Raw genomic sequence first — 17,323 nt, 5'->3', positions numbered from 1 at the left:
TGATTTTGTTGGTGTTGCACAAAGTAGATTTCATATATGGCTCCTTTGAAAGCATTTATGCAAATCAAGGTCCATCAAATAAATCATACAAATCCGGGGCCTGATAGCTATGCATATACAAACCAGAAATTTACAGAAATCGGATTACCACGACCTTAAGGAAACGATGATTGAGGTCTACAGTGGTATTGGGGGAGATTACTGGTCCAAAAGTTCGATCAATAAACTTCTGCATATTTTCCCGGAAGGACAGTTCTGCGTTGAAGTCGATGGGAAGGTCGTGGCAAGTGCCCTGGCCATCCGAGTGAAATACGACGACTTTGGCGACAACCATACCTATTACGAGATTACAGGTGGGTATACGTTCAAAACCCATAACGACGAAGGGGATTACCTGTATGGGATTGAAGTGTTTGTGCACCCCGACTACCGTGATCTTCGGTTAGGTCGTCGGCTGTACGATGCCCGGAAGGAGCTTTGCGAGCAGTTGAATCTGAAAGGAATTCTGGCCGGTGGGCGTATCCCGAACTATAACAAATATGCCGATGAGCTTACCCCCCGCGAGTACATCGCCAAAGTGAAGCAAAAGGAAATCTATGACCCAACGCTGACTTTCCAGCTTTCAAATGATTTTCACGTTCGGAAGGTCCTGCGCGGCTATTTACCCGGCGACTCCGAGTCGAAAGAATACGCCACGTTGCTGGAGTGGATCAATATTTATTACGTCAAGGAGGCCGATAAGAAGCCCCATACCGACTCCATTATCCGGCTGGGTGTGATTCAGTGGCAGATGCGGCTGTTCAAAAACCTCAATGCGTTTCTGGATCAGGTTGAGTTTTTTGTCAATGCCGTAAGCGATTATCGGGCCGATTTCATGGTGCTGCCTGAGTTTTTCAACACCCCGCTCATGGCTGACTTCAACGACTTACCCGAACCTGTTGCCATTCGAAAACTGGCCGATTTTACCGTACCTGTACGCGATAAGCTCTGTGAGCTGGCCATATCGTACAATGTCAACATCGTTGGGGGGAGTATGCCCCTGGTCGATGCAGATGGGAAGCTCTACAACGTGGCTTATTTGTGCCGACGAGACGGCTCGTATGAAGAGTATCGAAAAATTCATATTACGCCCAACGAGGTAAAACATTACGGCATGGTGGGTGGTCACGAAATCCGGGCCTTCGACACCGACTGTGGTAAAATCGGTATGCTCATCTGCTATGATGTCGAATTTCCGGAACTGAGCCGGATTCTGGCTCAGCAGGGTATGCAGATTCTATTCGTTCCTTTCCTGACCGACACGCAGAATGGGTACTCGCGGGTACGTCATTGCGCTCAGGCGCGAGCTATCGAAAACGAATGTTATGTGGCCATTTCAGGTTGTGTTGGCAACCTACCACGGGTGCATAACATGGACATCAATTATGCCCAATCGGCGGTTTTCACGCCTTCCGATTTCCAGTTTCCGACCAATGCTATTAAAGCCGAAGCCACGCCCAATACGGAAATGGTGCTCATTGCTGATGTCGATTTAAGTCTTTTGAAAGAGTTGCATGAACATGGCTCGGTTCAGGTTATGAAAGATCGTCGGACCGATCTGTATGATGTTACATTGAAGAAATCAGCCCGGAAAGCTTTGAAAGGCAAGAAAGAGTCACCCGACAATGACCCCGAAGCCGTTCCACCCGTGGTTGTCGTAGCCGATTAAAAACAGCTTATAAGCAGTCAGGTATAGTCAGGCGTATTCATAAGCAAGCAGGTCTTTTGCCAAGGCTTGACTATACCTGACAATCCCTGACTACACCAGCCCTTCAATTGAAAAAACATCCAGCTTCGACTTTCTGAAATTTCGTACCCGACTCAACACGGCATTACCGTTATTTGACCCACCATCGTTGGTATTACCTTCAATGGTTTCGATAAAATCATCGCCGATATGCGTAATTAACCCCGCATGAACCCAATCGTTTGGCGTTTTTTGCAGCAGAAAGATGTCGCCTGGTTTCATCAATGCCGGGTTTAGCCGAATCTGGTTGTAGCGAAAAAGCACCCCTGTTTGTAGCCCAGTCGTTCCAACTACGTCGCAGCTATAGGTTAGCGGCATAAGCTGCTTGAAATCTTTCCCAACCACAGAGGCTGCCTGGTCAAGAATGGTTTGCACAAATCCCATGCACCAGAGCCACTCACGCCCTTCATTTCCATCCATATACGCCCTCACCCAGGGGCCCGAGTTGGGTTGTTGGCTAATGACCAGTTCAAACGGCCGATTCAGTACATGCTGCCGGGCCGCACTGACCACGAGCCCACGCAAATCAGTTCCGGTGATCGTGCTTAAAAATGCAGCACGCATGGGAGCGGCCAGCAAATCGAACGTAGCCTGATCGACAATCCCATTCTGCGGAATGCCTTTAGCCTTTTGAAAGTTTTTTACGGCCTGCTCGGTAGCCTTCCCAAAATCACCATCGATACCTGTTGCTGTAGCTGCCCCTGCATTTGTCATGGCAAACAACGTCAGCCAGGATTGTATTTTCCGAACGTCTTTTTTGGTATTGTTCGCTCCGTTACGCTGTTGAACTGTACTGATCGTAAGTTCATTCTGGAAGGCTATTTTTTGCATATCGGGTGGTCATTGATTGAGTCTTGAAACGTTACAAGCCCAGATTTGGGATCGAATGATACAGCCAACAACCGGGTCAGAAGGGGATTTATTGAGCGAAAGGCAATCGCTTTTAGCTAGCGTAATAGTTCTGCAACCAGAATGCCCAAATAAGTGCCGATAGCGTTGCCCAGGGTTCCGACCAGAACGGCAGGCAATTGTAAATCGGGCCGATTCAGACTTCGGGCCAAGGCCAGCGCAGATGTGGCTCCTCCGATATTTGCCTGTGAGGCAATACCCAGAATATCCCAATCCTGCCGGAACAGCGCACCAATGCCAAACACAAGCAGTGCATGGATACATACCAAAAGCAGAATCATACCGAAGAGTACAAAGGCCAGCTGGCCATCACGAATTAAAGCGGCAATGTCGCAGTAGGCACCAATAACAGCCAGAAATACATAAACCCCGAAAAGACCCAACAGTCGACTGCCCCGCAATTTGTTGACGACCCGAAGCTGCGCCAGTCCTAGAGCTATTGTTGTCAGAATCAGCACAAAGGGAATTATTGGAAGCCAGGCCGTCAATTGTTTGGCAAGAAAAATAGATCCGAATCCAAGTGCCAGCAAAATGGCCAGATCATTGGGGGTCATGGTTTCGGAATCCGAAAAAGGATCATCGGTTGTAGCGGTACTGGACTGCTCTGAAGAAACAGGGCGCTGCCGGGGAAACTGACGCTGTAAAAAAACGGGTAAAGCCAGTGTCGCGATCATCCAGAGGGCTGTCATGATGTTGTCGGCAGCCGTAGCCGCAATGAACAAATTCCCCGCTTTCGACACCCCGTAATGCAGGGCCACAGCATGGAAGTTGATGCTACCGCCAATGTAGGTTCCCGTAAACATTCCCGCCAGAGCATAAAATAACCGCCCGACCGTTTGTGGAGCAGAGAACACCCATACGCTTACCAGAACGCCCAGGATAGTCCCTACTGAACCGATCAAAAACATCGACAGCATTGGCAGGCCCGCTTTACGCAAGTCTTTGAGATTCACCCCAAGTAGCAACAGAAACAATGAAAATGGGGCGACGTAGTTAAAAATCCCTTCGTAAACCGGCGTTTCAGTGGTCGGTACAATGCCCAGGTTGGCTTCAAAGGCCGTTATCAGAATAACCAGTAAGGCCGTCCCGATATGGCGAAAGCCCGGCTTTTTCGTGAGCCATTCACAAAGAATAACATTCAGGCAAAGTACGAACAGGATAAAAATAGAGTCAGACACAGCGAGGAAGGTTTTATCCGTAAAATAATCAAAAATCCGCGTTCGGGGTGGGTAAAATTTGCCTGAACCCTAATTTATAAAAGACGAGCGATCAAACTTTTTTTCACCGTCGGGAATTTTTACCAGACCAAATCTGTAACTAAATAGATTACAGTAATGAACGGACGCTTTGCCATATCGATGCATATTTTAACCCTACTGGCCAAAGCCAAGGGCGAGTGGGTTACGTCTGACTTCATTGCGGGCAGTATTAACATCAATCCGGTGCTGGTACGCAAGGAAATTAGTAACCTCCGTAAGAAAGGACTGGTCGTTAGTCGGGAAGGGAAAAACGGAGGTACCATGCTGGCGAAGCCTGCCACTCAGGTTCGGGTATCGGATGTATTTCTGGCCACTCGACAGGGAACGGTGCTAGGCAGTGCCCGTAACTCACCTAATCCCGATTGCCCGGTTGGCCGACAAATTAATCGCCATCTGGACAGTCTCTATCAGGAAGCCGAGGAAGCGCTGATACGAAATCTGGGCACCAGCACCTTGGCCGATTTTGTCCACCGTTTCGATTAATTTTTTTTAAACAAAACTGTAACATTTTTTATTACAATAATCAATTTTCAATTAACTTTTTATCCGTATGAAACTGGCACTTATTGGCGCATCGGGTTTTGTTGGCTCAGCCGTTCTGACCGAAGCCTTACATCGTGGACATGACGTAACGGCCATTGTTCCCCATCCTGAAAAAATTACCACCAGCGATCCAAAACTAACCATCAAAAAAGGTAATGCGCTGGACGCTGGCTCAATAGCCGAACTTGTTGCAGGTCATGATGCCGTTGTGAGTACTTTCAATGCGGGCTGGACCAATCCAAACCTGTACGACGATTTTTTGAACGGTGCTGAAGCCATCGAACAGGGTACGCAACAGGCGGGTGTGAAGCGGTATCTGTTTGTTGGAGGGGCCGGAAGCCTGGAAGCGGCTCCCGGTGTACAGCTTGTCGATACACCCCAGTTTCCGGTCGAATGGAAACCCGGCGCCCTCGCAGCGCGGGACTATCTGACCCGCCTTCGTCAGAATACCACCCTCGACTGGACATTTTTGAGTCCGGCCATTAATCTGGCTCCCGGCGAACGCACCGGCACGTTCCGAATCGGCACCGAGCAACCCGTTTTTGACGAAAAAGGAGAAAGTAATATTACCGTAGCTGACCTCGCTGTGGCTATTCTCAACGAAATTGAACAACCGCAATTTATCCAGAAGCGGTTTACCGTTGGCTATTAATCACAAACCCCAAAAGCCCTTCTCAAAGGTTTTGCCCCTTGGAGAAGGGCTTTTTGGACCTATCTTCGGATTAAATGATTACTCGTATAGTCTACATCCTGCGAAATCTGTAGCGGGAGATGTTTGTCAGGGTCAAAGCGTTCATACCGATACGTAACTGTGTCTGTGTAATTATTATTTCGATAATAGGTATCCCCTTCAAAAAAGCGCTTACGATCTAGTATAATAGAACTATCCAACCCACTTGAATAGATCTCCTGTTTGTTTCGCATATCAGTCGTATGCCGATGAATCTCCCGAATCAAACGATTGTGTGTATCATATACGTAGTGAATTGTATCGGGTCCTGCCGGAGAATAAGATCGCCCAAGGTACATTCGATCGTACCAGGCCAGTTTACGACGACCTAATTTATCATACGAAAAGCGTTGAGAGTAATCACTAAGCGTATCATCAACCAATCCATTCGGGGTTCTTAGCTCGTAAAAATAGTAATGACGAATAAGTTGCCCTTTCCGATTGCGCTCCCAACGGTTGATTATAATATCTTTCAGCCGATTGTATTCTCTAACAGGCCGTTCAACTTTAAGAGTATCCTGATTTGTGTACCGATAATATGTCACAAAAGACCCTTCCAACTTCGAATAATATGTTGTGTTCGTTCCAAATTCATCCCGAAACTCTCGCAACAAACGCCCTTGGCGGTCATATTCAAATCGGCGCTTGGTTATACTAATATACCCTGGTGCAGAACTATCGTTGTGGTAATAGTAGGTAGTCGCAATTTTCCGATCGTTTATGTATTCATTGTGAATTTTCTCGTTTGAGCGACCGTAAAAAAAATCCTCCAGAATACGCCCCTGGCTATCCAGGAATGTAGTTTGAAGTAATTTGCCATTTATCCATTTTGTTCGAACAGTGGCAATTTGCTCAGGGCTGCTAACAATACGAGGGATTGACGAGTCAAGATGCGGGTTATAAGGGCGCCAAAATACAATCAGAATCAGAAATGCCCCTAACAGAAGATACCTGGACTTTATACGGGTCAATTCGTAACGTATTTATGTGAAACGACATTTAAAATTCGGGCAGGGCCAGAATCATTTTGGTTTGTTCGCCCAGACAGGCAATTTCGATTGCTGTCGCCAATTTTGCAAAGGGTTGTTTCATCGAAATAATTCGACTGGGCTGCAAAAAACCACTTTCGATCAGTTGGATGGTCCGGCGGAAATCGACGGGATGCTGGTAAATGATGGAGGTAATGATCGTGATTCCCTGACGGGTAATACTAAACTCCGTCAGGTTACTGGGTTTATCTGATAAGCCAGCTACGACCACATAGGCTCCTCGCGGAGCAGCCTCAACAGCCATGGTAAACGCTGCTGCGACTCCGGCACACTCAAATACTGTATGAACCTGTGCTTCTTTCCAGAGATTGGCGATCTGATCAGTCGTCGAATCGGCCGATATGGGAATAGCTCCTAATGAGACAGCCAATGCTACTTTTGCGGGAATGCGGTCGTAGGCAAACACGGTATACCCCATTCGATGGGCCAGGTGCGTTACCAACAGTCCAATGGCTCCTAGCCCCACAACGGCAACCGTATCGCCAGGGCGGGCAGGCGACGAATAGAGTGTATGTAAGGCTACGGCAGTAGGCTCAATCACCACAGCATCATCGTCACGAATTGGCGTAGGTACTTGCCAGGCAAAGCGGGCGGGCACAACGGCATATTCGGCAAAACAACCCGTTTCCAGTACACCAATAATCCGCTTGTTCGGACAGATATTCCCGCGTCCCTGCCAGCAATAGTCACATTGACCACAGGGATAATTGGGTTCGATTACCACCCGCTCCCCAAGTCGCTGAGCGCTTACGCCCTCTCCCACCTGATCAATGTAGCCAATACCTTCGTGACCAATCACCAATGGAAAAGCCAAATCGGGACGATGCCCCTGAAACAACGATACATCGGACCCACAGATACCTACCGATTTCATGTTGATCCTGACTTCACCAGGTCCAGGTTCAGGAATTGGCCGTTGTTGTATATCAATCGACCGGGGAGCGGTTAGAACACCCGCCAGCATATGGGTTTCGTTCATTAGGTGTTAGTCATTAATCGTCATCTGTAGCCTTTTTTGTCATGCCTGGTCATGGCATGCGATCCGCTGAATGTCGGACGAATTTAAACGGTGGCCCCGGCCCGTTCTGGCAACGTTTCGATAGGGCGAAGAACAGGCAGGACCAGATGAATAACGACCAATCCAATCAAATAGGAACAACTGGCAAATACAAACATGGGTTTATACCCGAAAGAAGCCACAATGAAGCCCGTAGCCGCAGCAACGCCCATACTGATCATTCCGCCCATAAACCCGCCAATTCCAGTAGCTGTAGCCACCGAATCCCCCGGAAACAAGGTCGTAGACAATGCGTATACGTTGGTCGACCACCCCTGATGGGCCGCCGTTGCCAGTGCCAGTAAGGCGACTACACCAGCAAAGCTATGGACGGATGGAATCAGGTAAATGGGTGTAACGGAGAGCGCACAAAGGAGCATAGCCAATTTACGAGCCCTGTTTTCAGACCAGCCGTTTTTCATCCAGTAGGTTGCCAGCCACCCAAAAAAAACGCTCCCTATATCGGACACAGCGTAGATGATCAGGAACGGAATCCCGAAGTTTTTCAGATCCAGTTTTTGATCGAGCTGGTTGTTGGTTAACAGAAAATCTGGCAGCCACGTCAGGTAAAAGAACCAGACCGGATCGGCAAAGATTTTGCCAGAGCAAAACGCCCAGGTTTGTCGGAATCCAAGTAGTTTCCCCCACGAGTACCGACTGTTCGATACCGCTTTACGGGGCGCGTCTCGTTCTTCCTGAATATACTGAAACTCCGACTCAGAAAGGCCGGGGGTTTCTTCAGGCTTCGCATAACTCACCCACCAGATCACAAGCATCAGCACACCCAGCACGGCCGAAATAAGGAAGGCGCCCCGCCAGCCAAACTGCTGCATCAGAAATGGGACCAGCAAGGCCGTAGTAATCACCCCCATATTGGACCCTGCATTCAGGATACCCGTAGCCGTTGACCGCTCACGCTTGGGAAACCACTCGGCAATGGCCTTCATCGCCGACGGAAAGTTAGCCGCTTCGCCAAGGCCCAGTACAGCCCGGACAACCGCAAACTGCCCGGCCGACGACACAAATCCGGATACAATACTAGCCAGACTCCAGACCGCCATCCCAATCGAAAACCCTTTCTTTGTACCCACCCGGTCGATAAGCCAGCCAATCAGCAGAAAACCGATGGCGTAGGTGGCTTTAAATGCCGAATCGATCAATCCCATCTGAATTCGGAACTGCTTCAGATGCTCGTCAGTCAGCAGGGCATCAGGAGTTAGCCCCAACAAGGTTTTCTTGAACCCTTCATCCGTCATAACGAACGAAAGCACCTGTCGGTCAACGTAATTGATGGTGGTAGCCAGAAACAGCAGCGCAATAATCCGCCACCGATAATTCGAATGTAACAAAGGATCAGGATGGGTTTAGGAACGTGAGGAGTACCTGTAAGCAACGGTTTAGCTTTACTTACTTGCCGGATACAATACGCGCGCCATTTCGAGCGGGCGATCGGTCGACATAACATCGGCTCCGTGTTGAACGAATGTATTGTATACCTGATCGCCCCTGGCAGCCGCCTGCTTATCAAGGTTGCCGAGCGTGCCGAGAATCGTGGCGATACCTTTCTGATGCAAAAACGAATAGAGATCAGCATCGGGTTCTTTGACCCCTACGAAAGCCACCATCCGGTTATCGGGAACGCCAGCTTCGCGCAACCGATCGTATTCGGCCCGATTCCGAATCGTGACCGAAAGCATCAGGTTCGGGTCCAGCTGGTGGATTTTACCCGCATCCTGTGCATTGTAGGTAATCACACAGGCGTCATCGCTAGCTCCCGTCCTGTGAATCATATCCACCACGCTGGCAAACGACACGTTTCGCTTTACATCGAGCGTAAACCGGACTTTGTTCTTTCCCCAGCGCAGTACCTGCTCCAGGGTTGGAATTTTGTAGGGAGTCAGATTGCCCATATTATCCTCCAAACGGTACTGGCCCAATTCAGCATAGGTTTTATCAATCAGCTTACCCGTACCGTTGGTCGTCCGATCGAGGGTAGCATCATGCATCATTACCATCACACTATCTTTTGTCAGGTCAATGTCACATTCGATAATAGCCGGGTGTGAGGGCGAACCGATCTGCTGGGCGACGTAGGCAAACGATTCGATGCAGTTTTCGGGGTAACCTTTCAAATCGCCACCACCCCGGTGTACAGATATAAGGGGGGCACGATTCGGCTTGTACTGAAAAAAATCTTCAGCACTGCTCTTCGACAGATTTGTCGATGTTCTGGGAGCGCAGGCAGACACCCCAACGATTACCCCCGCAAGTAAAAGATGTGTTAAACGCATTTTCCGTAAAATGGTCGGTTTCTTCCAGCATACAGTAAGCGTGCAGAAGGAACCGATCGAATGAGATGTATTGTTGATAAACTACAAATGTACGCCGAATCTAGGCGGATTCAGCATCGGGAGCCCGATGATCTCCCGCACACATCACAAGCTTATCCTGTTATGATTCCCTTTTCAATTCTGGATTTATCGCCCATCGTTGCCGGAAACACGGCTTCTCAGGCGTTACGCAATACACTCAATCTGGCGCAACATGCCGAATCGTTAGGCTATAATCGGTACTGGCTGGCCGAACACCACAACATGCCGGGTGTAGCCAGTGCTGCTACCTCAGTCGTGATTGGGTATGTAGCAGGTGGTACCAAAACCATCCGCGTGGGTTCGGGCGGTATTATGCTGCCTAATCACTCGCCCCTGGTCATTGCCGAGCAATTTGGTACGCTTGAATCTCTTTATCCCGGTCGTATCGATCTGGGCCTGGGCCGCGCTCCGGGTTCCGATCAGGTTACTGCACGCGCTCTACGACGGGATGCCAACGGCCCGGATACGTTTCCGCAGGATGTGGTTGAGCTGATGCAGTATTTTCAACCCGACGATTCCAATCAGTTTGTTCAGGCTGTTCCTGGCAATGGACTCAATGTACCGATCTGGATACTCGGTTCCAGCCTGTTTGGAGCCCAACTGGCCGCTATGCTTGGGCTTCCCTATGCCTTTGCTTCGCATTTTGCGCCCAAAGATCTGATGCACGCCCTGCATGTGTACCGCACCCACTTCACCCCATCGGCCCAACTTGACAAACCGTATGCTATGGTAGCCGCCAATGTAATTGTGGCCGATACCGACCGGGAAGCCGAACGGTTGTTCACCTCGGTTCAACAACAATTCCTGTACATCCGTAGGGGGAAGGCCCGCCAGATGCAACCACCCGTCGATGATCTGACTGCTCAATGGTCGGACTACGAACTGGCGGGCATCGATTCGGTTTTCAAATACGCGGTGGTCGGTTCACCCAAAACGGTGCAGCGGCAACTAGGAACCTTTCTGGAACAAACCCAGGCGGATGAATTGATCCTCTCTGCCCCCATTTTCGACCACGACGCCCGCCAATATTCACTTACCCTGACGGCTCAGGTACGTGATGCACTGGCCACTCAGCAGCCCCAGTTTATGCCCGTTTCGTAAGCTTGATTTCAAAAGTTTAAACAGCTTTATAAACGAAGAAGGGGTGGTTCGCTGAACCACCCCTTCTTCGTTTAGATCACGACGTTTACGATGCGTTTGGGAACGACGACCACTTTTTTGGGTGACTTTCCGTCCAGCCATTTCTGAACGATCTCATCGGCCAGCACTTCCTTTTCAATATCGGTTGGTGCCCGGTCCAGCGAGAAGCTAATGGTGGTACGCACTTTCCCGTTGATCTGAATTGGGTATTCAAAGGCATCTTCCACCAGATACGCCGGATTGAATATCGGGAAGTTCGCTTTCGAAATCGTGCCGGGTTCGTTGCCTAGTGCAGCCCAAAGCTCTTCCGTGATGTGTGGAGCATAGGGTGACAAAATCAGCACCAAATCCTGCAAAATGGCCCGTTTGCGGCAATTTAACGCTGTTAACTCGTTGACACAGACCATAAACGCACTGACCGATGTATTGAACGAATAGAGTTCAATATCGCCTTCGGCCTTCTGAATTGTCTTGTGCAGAATCTTCAGCTCGGCAGGCGTAGGCTGCTCGTCCGTCACCAGCCAGGTATTCGTACCGTCGGCATTATCTTTATAGAACAACCGCCAGAACTTTCGAATAAACCGATATACCCCGTCGATGCCGTTGGTATTCCAGGGTTTCGCCTGCTCCAGCGGCCCCAGAAACATTTCGTACAACCGAAGCACGTCAGCGCCATACTTTTCAACGATCATGTCGGGATTGACGACGTTGAACTTTGACTTCGACATTTTTTCAACCTCAGCCCCAACGATGTAACGACCATCCGGTTCAGTAATAAACTCAGCATCCTCTGTTAAATCGGGCCGGGCTGCTTTGAAGGCTTCAAGATTCAAAACGTCGTTTTCAACCATATTTACATCGGCATGCAAGGGTGTTACGTCCTGCCCGTTAATTTGACTCAGCGAGACGAAAACAGGGGAAACTCCCTCCTGTCCGGTTCCTTTTATCCGGTACACGAAATTCGACCGACCCTGAATCATGCCCTGGTTGATCAGCTTTTTGAATGGTTCTTCCTGCGGTACATAGCCCCGGTCTTTCAGGAATTTGTTCCAGAAACGACTATACAGCAGGTGCCCCGTCGCATGTTCGGTGCCGCCGATGTACAGATCCACATTCTGCCAATAGTTAATTGCTTCCTTACTGGCAAAGGCCGTATTGTTGTTCGGGTCCATGTAGCGGTACCAGTACCATGATGAACCAGCCCAACCCGGCATAGTACTCAATTCATACTCGTATTGCCCCTTGTATTTCCAGTCCTCAGCCCGCCCTAGTGGCGGCTCACCCGTTTCGGTGGGCAGGTATTTATCAATAGCGGGCAGTTCCAGCGGCAAATCGCTTTCGTCAATTAAGTAGGGCAACGGTTGGCCGTTGCGATCATTCTTGAAATAAACCGGAACCGGCTCACCCCAATACCGCTGGCGGCTGAATACGGCATCCCGCATCCGAAAATTCACCTTACCCCGACCCAGGCCACGCTCTTCAAGCCAGGCGATCAAGGTAGCGGTTGCCTCTTTATAGGTCATGCCATTGATAATACCCGAATTGATGTAATGGCCTTCTTTGGTATTGTCAGCCTGCTGATCGATGTCTTTCTGAGCATCCAGAATCGGGATGATGGGCAACCCGAAATGCGTGGCAAAATTCCAGTCACGTTGGTCACCGGATGGTACGGCCATCACGGCCCCTGTACCGTAGCCAGCCAGTACGTAGTCGGCCAGATAGATAGGAACCTTCTCGTTGTTGAATGGATTGAGGCAGTAGCTACCCGTAAACACCCCTGAAACAACCTTAGTTTCGGCCATACGATCCCGCTCCGAACGCATTTTGGCCGCATGGATATAGGCTTCTACGGCTTCGCGTTGATTGGGTGTAGTCAATTGTGGAACCAGCTCATGTTCAGGCGCCAGCACCATAAACGTAACCCCATAAATGGTATCTACGCGGGTAGTAAACACTTCGATATAGGGGTGAGAATTTGCTGGCGCATCACTCCCCGCTCCTCGTTCCTCGCTACTCGCTACGGCAAATTTCACACTGGCCCCAACACTCTTACCGATCCAGTTGCGTTGCTGTTCCTTCAGCGATTCGGTCCAGTCGATGGTATCCAGACCCGTGAGCAAACGGTCGGCGTAGGCGGTAATGCGCATCATCCACTGACGCATCAATTTTTGCTCGACTGGGTAGCCACCCCGTTCCGAAACGCCATCTTTCACCTCATCGTTTGCCAATACCGTACCCAAAGCCGGGCACCAGTTCACGACAGCATCGGCCAGGTAGGTCAGGCGGTATTTCAGGGTAATTTTATACGATTCTTCGGCCGACATGGCATTCCACTCGGCGGCTGTAAAGCTCGGTGCATCATCGTCACATACGGCGTTGACATCGATAGTCCCGTTGGTTGCGAATTTTTCCAGCAACGTTTCAATCGGTTCGGCCCGGTCGGTATCACGGTTATACCACGAGCGAAACAATTCCATGAATATCCACTGAGTCCATTTATAATAAGCCGGATCGGAGGTGCGAACCTCTCGGCTCCAGTCGAAGCTAAAGCCAATATTTTTCAACTGTTCGATATACCGGGCGCGATTTTGCTCGGTCGTAATGGCCGGGTGCTGCCCTGTCTGGATGGCATACTGTTCGGCCGGAAGCCCAAACGAGTCGAAGCCCATTGGGTGCAAAACGTTGTAGCCTCTCAGTCGCTTATACCGCGCCACAATGTCCGACGCAATGTAGCCAAGCGGGTGACCAACGTGTAATCCGGCCCCGGATGGGTACGGAAACATATCGAGCACATAATACTTGGGCTTGCTGGTGTTGGCTTCGGGCTGGTAGGTCTGGTGTTCGTCCCAAAACCGTTGCCATTTTTGTTCGGTTTCGCGGTGGTTATAGTCGGCCATAATGATAACGCGGCTGAAAAGCCGCAAACGATTGCAAAGATTCGTCGGCTTTTCAGCCGCATGACTTGTTTTCTTGCAAAAATAGCCGTTTACCAAGACTTTTGCCTATCGCATCGGCCGATGAATGCATAAACTTCCTGATGAATCGAATCCGCCCGTCTGTTTCCTCTACCCTAACCAGTTCATCTGTAGTCGCTACTGATCCGTACTACTGGGTCTGGCTGATCGGTTTAGGCACCCTGACGACTCTACTCGGCTGCGGAATTATCGGTGACTTTCACCATCCACTCTCCGATGGAAATGACACCGATCAATTTGAATACGTTGGCTATTTTTTTACAAAGAATCTGTCATTCAATCCGTTTCCTCATCTGAATCTGGTCAATACCCAAACGTTTTATCCGTATGGTACAAATCAGGTTTTTCTGGATTGGGGATTCGAGCGGGATTACTGGTACCGAGCCTGTTATCTCTTTTTCAAGGGACCAGGGCCTTACCTTCAAAGCTATTATCTATATACTCTACTGGTAGCAGCGATTGGCACGTTTCTACTGGTACAGCCCCGATTTGGCAAACTGAAAGCGTCTCTGACAGGACTCATCGTATCGGTATTGAACATTTACGGAATCTACAAATTCCCCGTTCACATGAACGTGGGCGTTGGTCATTGGACAATTCTGTGTATGATTGCTACGTACCGATTGTTGTACGATGCTGCCGAAAAAAAACCAATTTCACTGCCCTACGTACTCGCCTGGGTCTGGCTGCATGTTCAGGTACTGGGTCAGGAGCTGGGTTATGTTGCAGGCTTCGCTCTTACATTTACGACACTGGTTGCCCCATTTCTGGTTTTTGTTCTATACCGTAACATACGGGATCAACGGATAACGCAACCAGAAGCAGAAAGCTTGGTTCCCCTTTTCACAGGCTATCTACACGAACAGTGGCAAACTCAGAAGACAGGTATTGCTCTGTGGGCGTTGCTGATTGGTTTCAGCCTGTATCTATACTTACCGCTGACTTTACAAATTGCGTTTACAGCCTGGGCGTTCGATTTTGATGCGGTTCCCGAAATCCGGGCCTGGTCACATCCGATCCGGCTGTTGATCCCTCACGTACCGGGTCTGCACACCTATGCTCTGCCTTATCACCAATGGTTTCAGGACGCCTATGAGAGCTACGGGCAAGGTAGTCCAGGCCTGTATCTGATTATAGCGGGAGGCCTTGGACTCTGGCAATTGCGCCAACGGGTTGCCATTTGGTTGCCTATCCTGCTGATGCTGACCTTATGCCTGTTCTATCACCCTGTTCTTTTGCCCACGCTAAAAGTTTTTCCCTGGTTCAGTTTCAATCGGCATGGTGGCAGGGCCAGTCTGATTTATCCCGTTCTCTTCTGTCTTTTAGCGCTTCCCCTACAATGGCCACAGCGGCTTTCCAGCCAACTCCTACTTTTACTACTATCCATCCTGATGCTAACCGAATGGATTACAGCTTATTATCCGCGTACGCGCTATCCAGGTTATAGCCTTTCGGATCGGGTATTGGCGTACTGTGCTGTCGTTCGGCGGCAACCGGGCCAGGCCGTACTCGATTGGCCCTTCTGTGCAATCGGAGCAAATGGTCCCGGGGGGCCTGAGGGGCTTTGCCCATATTATGACCAGCAAAATGCGGTGTTTACTTTTCGTCGGTTTTATGATAAAAGTGGAGTCGGACAGTATTTTGGGCGGCTCCATCCCGATCAGATTCAGCCTTTGCTTCGGGATGGCTGGCCCCGGCTCCTCAAACCTGGCCGACGATTTACGGAACAGGATTGGTTATTTCTAGAAAATTTCCTGAAACAGAACCACTTCGCCGGCATAAATCTATACCCCGACTTACTAACTACCGGCCAGGTTGCTCAATTTCATGCACACTTTGGTCAGCCCATCGCCATAACCAACTTTCCTGGCGCCGGACGGGTTGAGTTTTTACCAATCACCCTCCAAAAATAGTCGACTAAAAAGCAAGAGTTGCAACAGGGGTTTCGTTTTATACGTATAGCGAATAAAGTGGGTGGAGGGGTTCTGGCATTCATCTCTCCATCCGACCAGTTTTCGTACCGTTCGCTTCCCTACATGGCCTAAGACTCTACAAGTCAGCTTTTCATTGTTCTATCTCTGTTCGTACGTTATGCGACGTTTTTCCTCGTTCGCGACGTTTGTCAACGTCGCCCTGGCTGGTATTGGCTTGTTTGGCTGTCAGACCGATAGCCGTGTCGAACCCATCAGCGTTTCTGCCGATTGTCTGGTGAAAGCCTCATCCAATAGTGGAGTTGCCATTGCCGGTTCTTATATTGTTACGTATCAGCCAACTCAAACGCTATCTGGGGTAGCTGGAGCCCGAGTAGCCGCTACAGAAGCCCGCTTCGAGCAACTTCTGACCGATTATCAGATTTCCGATACACAGGCCGATGTTTTGGTATCTAGCGAACAAACCAGTTTTTTGACCCATCTCAGTGAGCGTGAATCCGAGCAGTTGCGGCAGGACCCCAATGTACTAATGGTAGAACCCGACCGGATTATGTCGATCTGTAGCTGTGTCGATGTAGCAACGACCTCTACGCTGTCGTGGAATATCAAACAGACCGGCTACGGGCGGGGTGACTTACAAACGGGCAAAACCGTCTGGATTATCGACACAGGCATTGACCTCGACCATCCTGATCTGAATGTAGACGTCAATCGAAGCAAATCGTTCATCAGTGGGAACACCTCAGCTGACGATGAAAATGGACATGGCACGCACATTGCGGGTATCATTGGAGCTAAAAACAACAGTATTGGCGTAACCGGCATCGCATCGGGCGCCACTCTGGTTTCTCTCCGCGTACTGGACGATGAGGGAGAAGGCCGTCTTTCCGGCATTATTCAAGCCATCAACTACGTAGCACAAAATGGGAAGTCGGGCGATGTCGTCAATCTGAGTTTGGGTGGTGAAAGCACATCGTCGACCCTTGATGCCGCCATTACCCGAGCCGCCAATCTGGGAATTTTGTTCGCCATTGCGGCTGGAAACGATGGCAAAAACGCCGATAACTATTCACCTTCAAGAGTTAATCATGCTAATGTCTTTACCGTTTCGGCCATGGACAGTAAAAATCAGTTTGCTTCCTTCTCCAATTTTGGCAGTAGTGTCGATGTCTGCGCATATGGAGTACGGATCACATCAACCTACAAAAATGCGTCCTATGCTACGTTAAGTGGTACATCAATGGCGGCCCCACACGTTGCCGGTTTGCTGTACATTCGTGGAGCCAATATACCCACGCATGGCACTGTCACGGGTGATCCTGACGGCAAAGCAGACCCGATGGCAGGTGAGGGTAACTAAGTTGTTCAAGTTCCATTCCCTCGTTCTGACATAAGCTATACAGATAAATAGAAAACGACTGGTGTAACGTCGTGAGTGATAGCTCAGTCGTTTTCTTGCAACTTTCCGCATTCATAGTGTATCTTTGTGGCACTTTCAAGTCTTGTTCGACGTTACAGACTCAAAAATACCCGAAAACCAGCGGCACGTGGATGTGCCGTTTTTCATAAATA

General features: G+C 49.6%; 13 protein-coding genes. 6 read left to right on the top strand and 7 right to left on the bottom strand.

Annotated features, from left to right (window positions below):
* The first annotated feature begins 109 nt into the window (after positions 1–109).
* Positions 110–1,708 (top strand): carbon-nitrogen hydrolase family protein, encoded by a 1,599-nt coding sequence (locus B153_RS0119055; RefSeq protein ID WP_020598339.1) that lies wholly within the window; start codon positions 110–112, stop codon positions 1,706–1,708.
* Positions 1,709–1,798: 90 nt separating this feature from the next.
* On the opposite strand, the gene B153_RS0119050 is transcribed toward B153_RS0119055, so the two are convergent.
* Together B153_RS0119050 and B153_RS0119045 are read right to left on the bottom strand one after the other, a co-directional pair.
* The gene (locus B153_RS0119050) at positions 1,799–2,617 is read right to left on the bottom strand and encodes a peptidoglycan-binding domain-containing protein (protein WP_020598338.1); all 819 of its coding nucleotides are present in this window, start codon (positions 2,615–2,617) and stop codon (positions 1,799–1,801) included.
* Between the two features lie 116 nt (positions 2,618–2,733).
* Positions 2,734–3,873 (bottom strand): DUF819 family protein, encoded by a 1,140-nt coding sequence (locus B153_RS0119045; RefSeq protein ID WP_020598337.1) that lies wholly within the window; start codon positions 3,871–3,873, stop codon positions 2,734–2,736.
* A 156-nt stretch (positions 3,874–4,029) separates the two neighbouring features.
* Here B153_RS0119045 and B153_RS0119040 point away from each other — a divergent pair, with 156 nt between their 5' ends.
* On the top strand, positions 4,030–4,437 hold the full coding sequence (locus B153_RS0119040; protein WP_020598336.1) for an Rrf2 family transcriptional regulator: 408 nt from the start codon (positions 4,030–4,032) through the stop codon (positions 4,435–4,437).
* Positions 4,438–4,504: 67 nt separating this feature from the next.
* Entirely contained in the window at positions 4,505–5,149 is a 645-nt protein-coding gene (locus B153_RS0119035) for an NAD(P)-dependent oxidoreductase (protein WP_020598335.1), read from the top strand.
* A gap of 59 nt (positions 5,150–5,208) precedes the next feature.
* Here the strand turns inward: B153_RS0119035 and B153_RS0119030 are convergent, their stop codons facing one another.
* The 4 genes from B153_RS0119030 to B153_RS0119015 form a co-directional block, all read right to left on the bottom strand.
* Entirely contained in the window at positions 5,209–6,198 is a 990-nt protein-coding gene (locus B153_RS0119030) for a hypothetical protein (RefSeq protein WP_020598334.1), read from the bottom strand.
* 28 nt (positions 6,199–6,226) lie between these two features.
* Entirely contained in the window at positions 6,227–7,255 is a 1,029-nt protein-coding gene (locus tag B153_RS0119025; RefSeq protein WP_020598333.1) for a zinc-dependent alcohol dehydrogenase, read from the bottom strand.
* A gap of 83 nt (positions 7,256–7,338) precedes the next feature.
* Positions 7,339–8,682: an MFS transporter gene (locus tag B153_RS0119020; RefSeq protein WP_020598332.1), complete on the bottom strand. Its 1,344-nt coding sequence runs from the start codon at positions 8,680–8,682 to the stop codon at positions 7,339–7,341.
* A 54-nt stretch (positions 8,683–8,736) separates the two neighbouring features.
* Entirely contained in the window at positions 8,737–9,624 is an 888-nt protein-coding gene (locus tag B153_RS0119015) for a glycerophosphodiester phosphodiesterase family protein (RefSeq protein WP_020598331.1), read from the bottom strand.
* Between the two features lie 162 nt (positions 9,625–9,786).
* On the opposite strand from B153_RS0119015, the gene B153_RS0119010 reads away from it, so the two are divergent.
* Positions 9,787–10,806, top strand: coding sequence for an LLM class flavin-dependent oxidoreductase (locus B153_RS0119010; RefSeq protein ID WP_040761701.1), 1,020 nt, complete (start codon positions 9,787–9,789; stop codon positions 10,804–10,806).
* Positions 10,807–10,877: 71 nt separating this feature from the next.
* Here the strand turns inward: B153_RS0119010 and leuS are convergent, their stop codons facing one another.
* On the bottom strand, positions 10,878–13,742 hold the full coding sequence (gene leuS, locus B153_RS0119005; protein ID WP_020598329.1) for a leucine--tRNA ligase: 2,865 nt from the start codon (positions 13,740–13,742) through the stop codon (positions 10,878–10,880).
* A gap of 140 nt (positions 13,743–13,882) precedes the next feature.
* Between leuS and B153_RS0119000 the strand changes: the two genes are divergently transcribed.
* Entirely contained in the window at positions 13,883–15,733 is a 1,851-nt protein-coding gene (locus B153_RS0119000) for a hypothetical protein (RefSeq protein ID WP_020598328.1), read from the top strand.
* Between the two features lie 178 nt (positions 15,734–15,911).
* Positions 15,912–17,111, top strand: coding sequence for a S8 family peptidase (locus B153_RS0118995; RefSeq protein WP_020598327.1), 1,200 nt, complete (start codon positions 15,912–15,914; stop codon positions 17,109–17,111).
* Positions 17,112–17,323 lie beyond the last annotated feature (212 nt).

This window comes from Spirosoma panaciterrae DSM 21099, from assembly GCF_000374025.1.
GTDB lineage: Bacteria > Bacteroidota > Bacteroidia > Cytophagales > Spirosomataceae > Spirosoma > Spirosoma panaciterrae.
The sequence above is the reverse complement of the archived record's forward strand: the minus strand, read 5'-3'. Positions and strand labels throughout refer to the sequence as shown.

What these genes read in the sequence shown, in the direction of transcription:
- B153_RS0119055 (WP_020598339.1), top strand. Translation starts at nt 110, where the DNA reads ATGCATATACAAACCAGAAATTTACAGAAATCGGATTACCACGACCTT.
- B153_RS0119050 (WP_020598338.1), bottom strand. Translation starts at nt 2,617, where the DNA reads ATGCAAAAAATAGCCTTCCAGAATGAACTTACGATCAGTACAGTTCAA.
- B153_RS0119040 (WP_020598336.1), top strand. Translation starts at nt 4,030, where the DNA reads ATGAACGGACGCTTTGCCATATCGATGCATATTTTAACCCTACTGGCC.
- B153_RS0119035 (WP_020598335.1), top strand. Translation starts at nt 4,505, where the DNA reads ATGAAACTGGCACTTATTGGCGCATCGGGTTTTGTTGGCTCAGCCGTT.
- B153_RS0119025 (WP_020598333.1), bottom strand. Translation starts at nt 7,255, where the DNA reads ATGAACGAAACCCATATGCTGGCGGGTGTTCTAACCGCTCCCCGGTCG.
- B153_RS0119015 (WP_020598331.1), bottom strand. Translation starts at nt 9,624, where the DNA reads ATGCGTTTAACACATCTTTTACTTGCGGGGGTAATCGTTGGGGTGTCT.
- B153_RS0119010 (WP_040761701.1), top strand. Translation starts at nt 9,787, where the DNA reads ATGATTCCCTTTTCAATTCTGGATTTATCGCCCATCGTTGCCGGAAAC.
- leuS (WP_020598329.1), bottom strand. Translation starts at nt 13,742, where the DNA reads ATGGCCGACTATAACCACCGCGAAACCGAACAAAAATGGCAACGGTTT.
- B153_RS0119000 (WP_020598328.1), top strand. Translation starts at nt 13,883, where the DNA reads ATGAATCGAATCCGCCCGTCTGTTTCCTCTACCCTAACCAGTTCATCT.
- B153_RS0118995 (WP_020598327.1), top strand. Translation starts at nt 15,912, where the DNA reads ATGCGACGTTTTTCCTCGTTCGCGACGTTTGTCAACGTCGCCCTGGCT.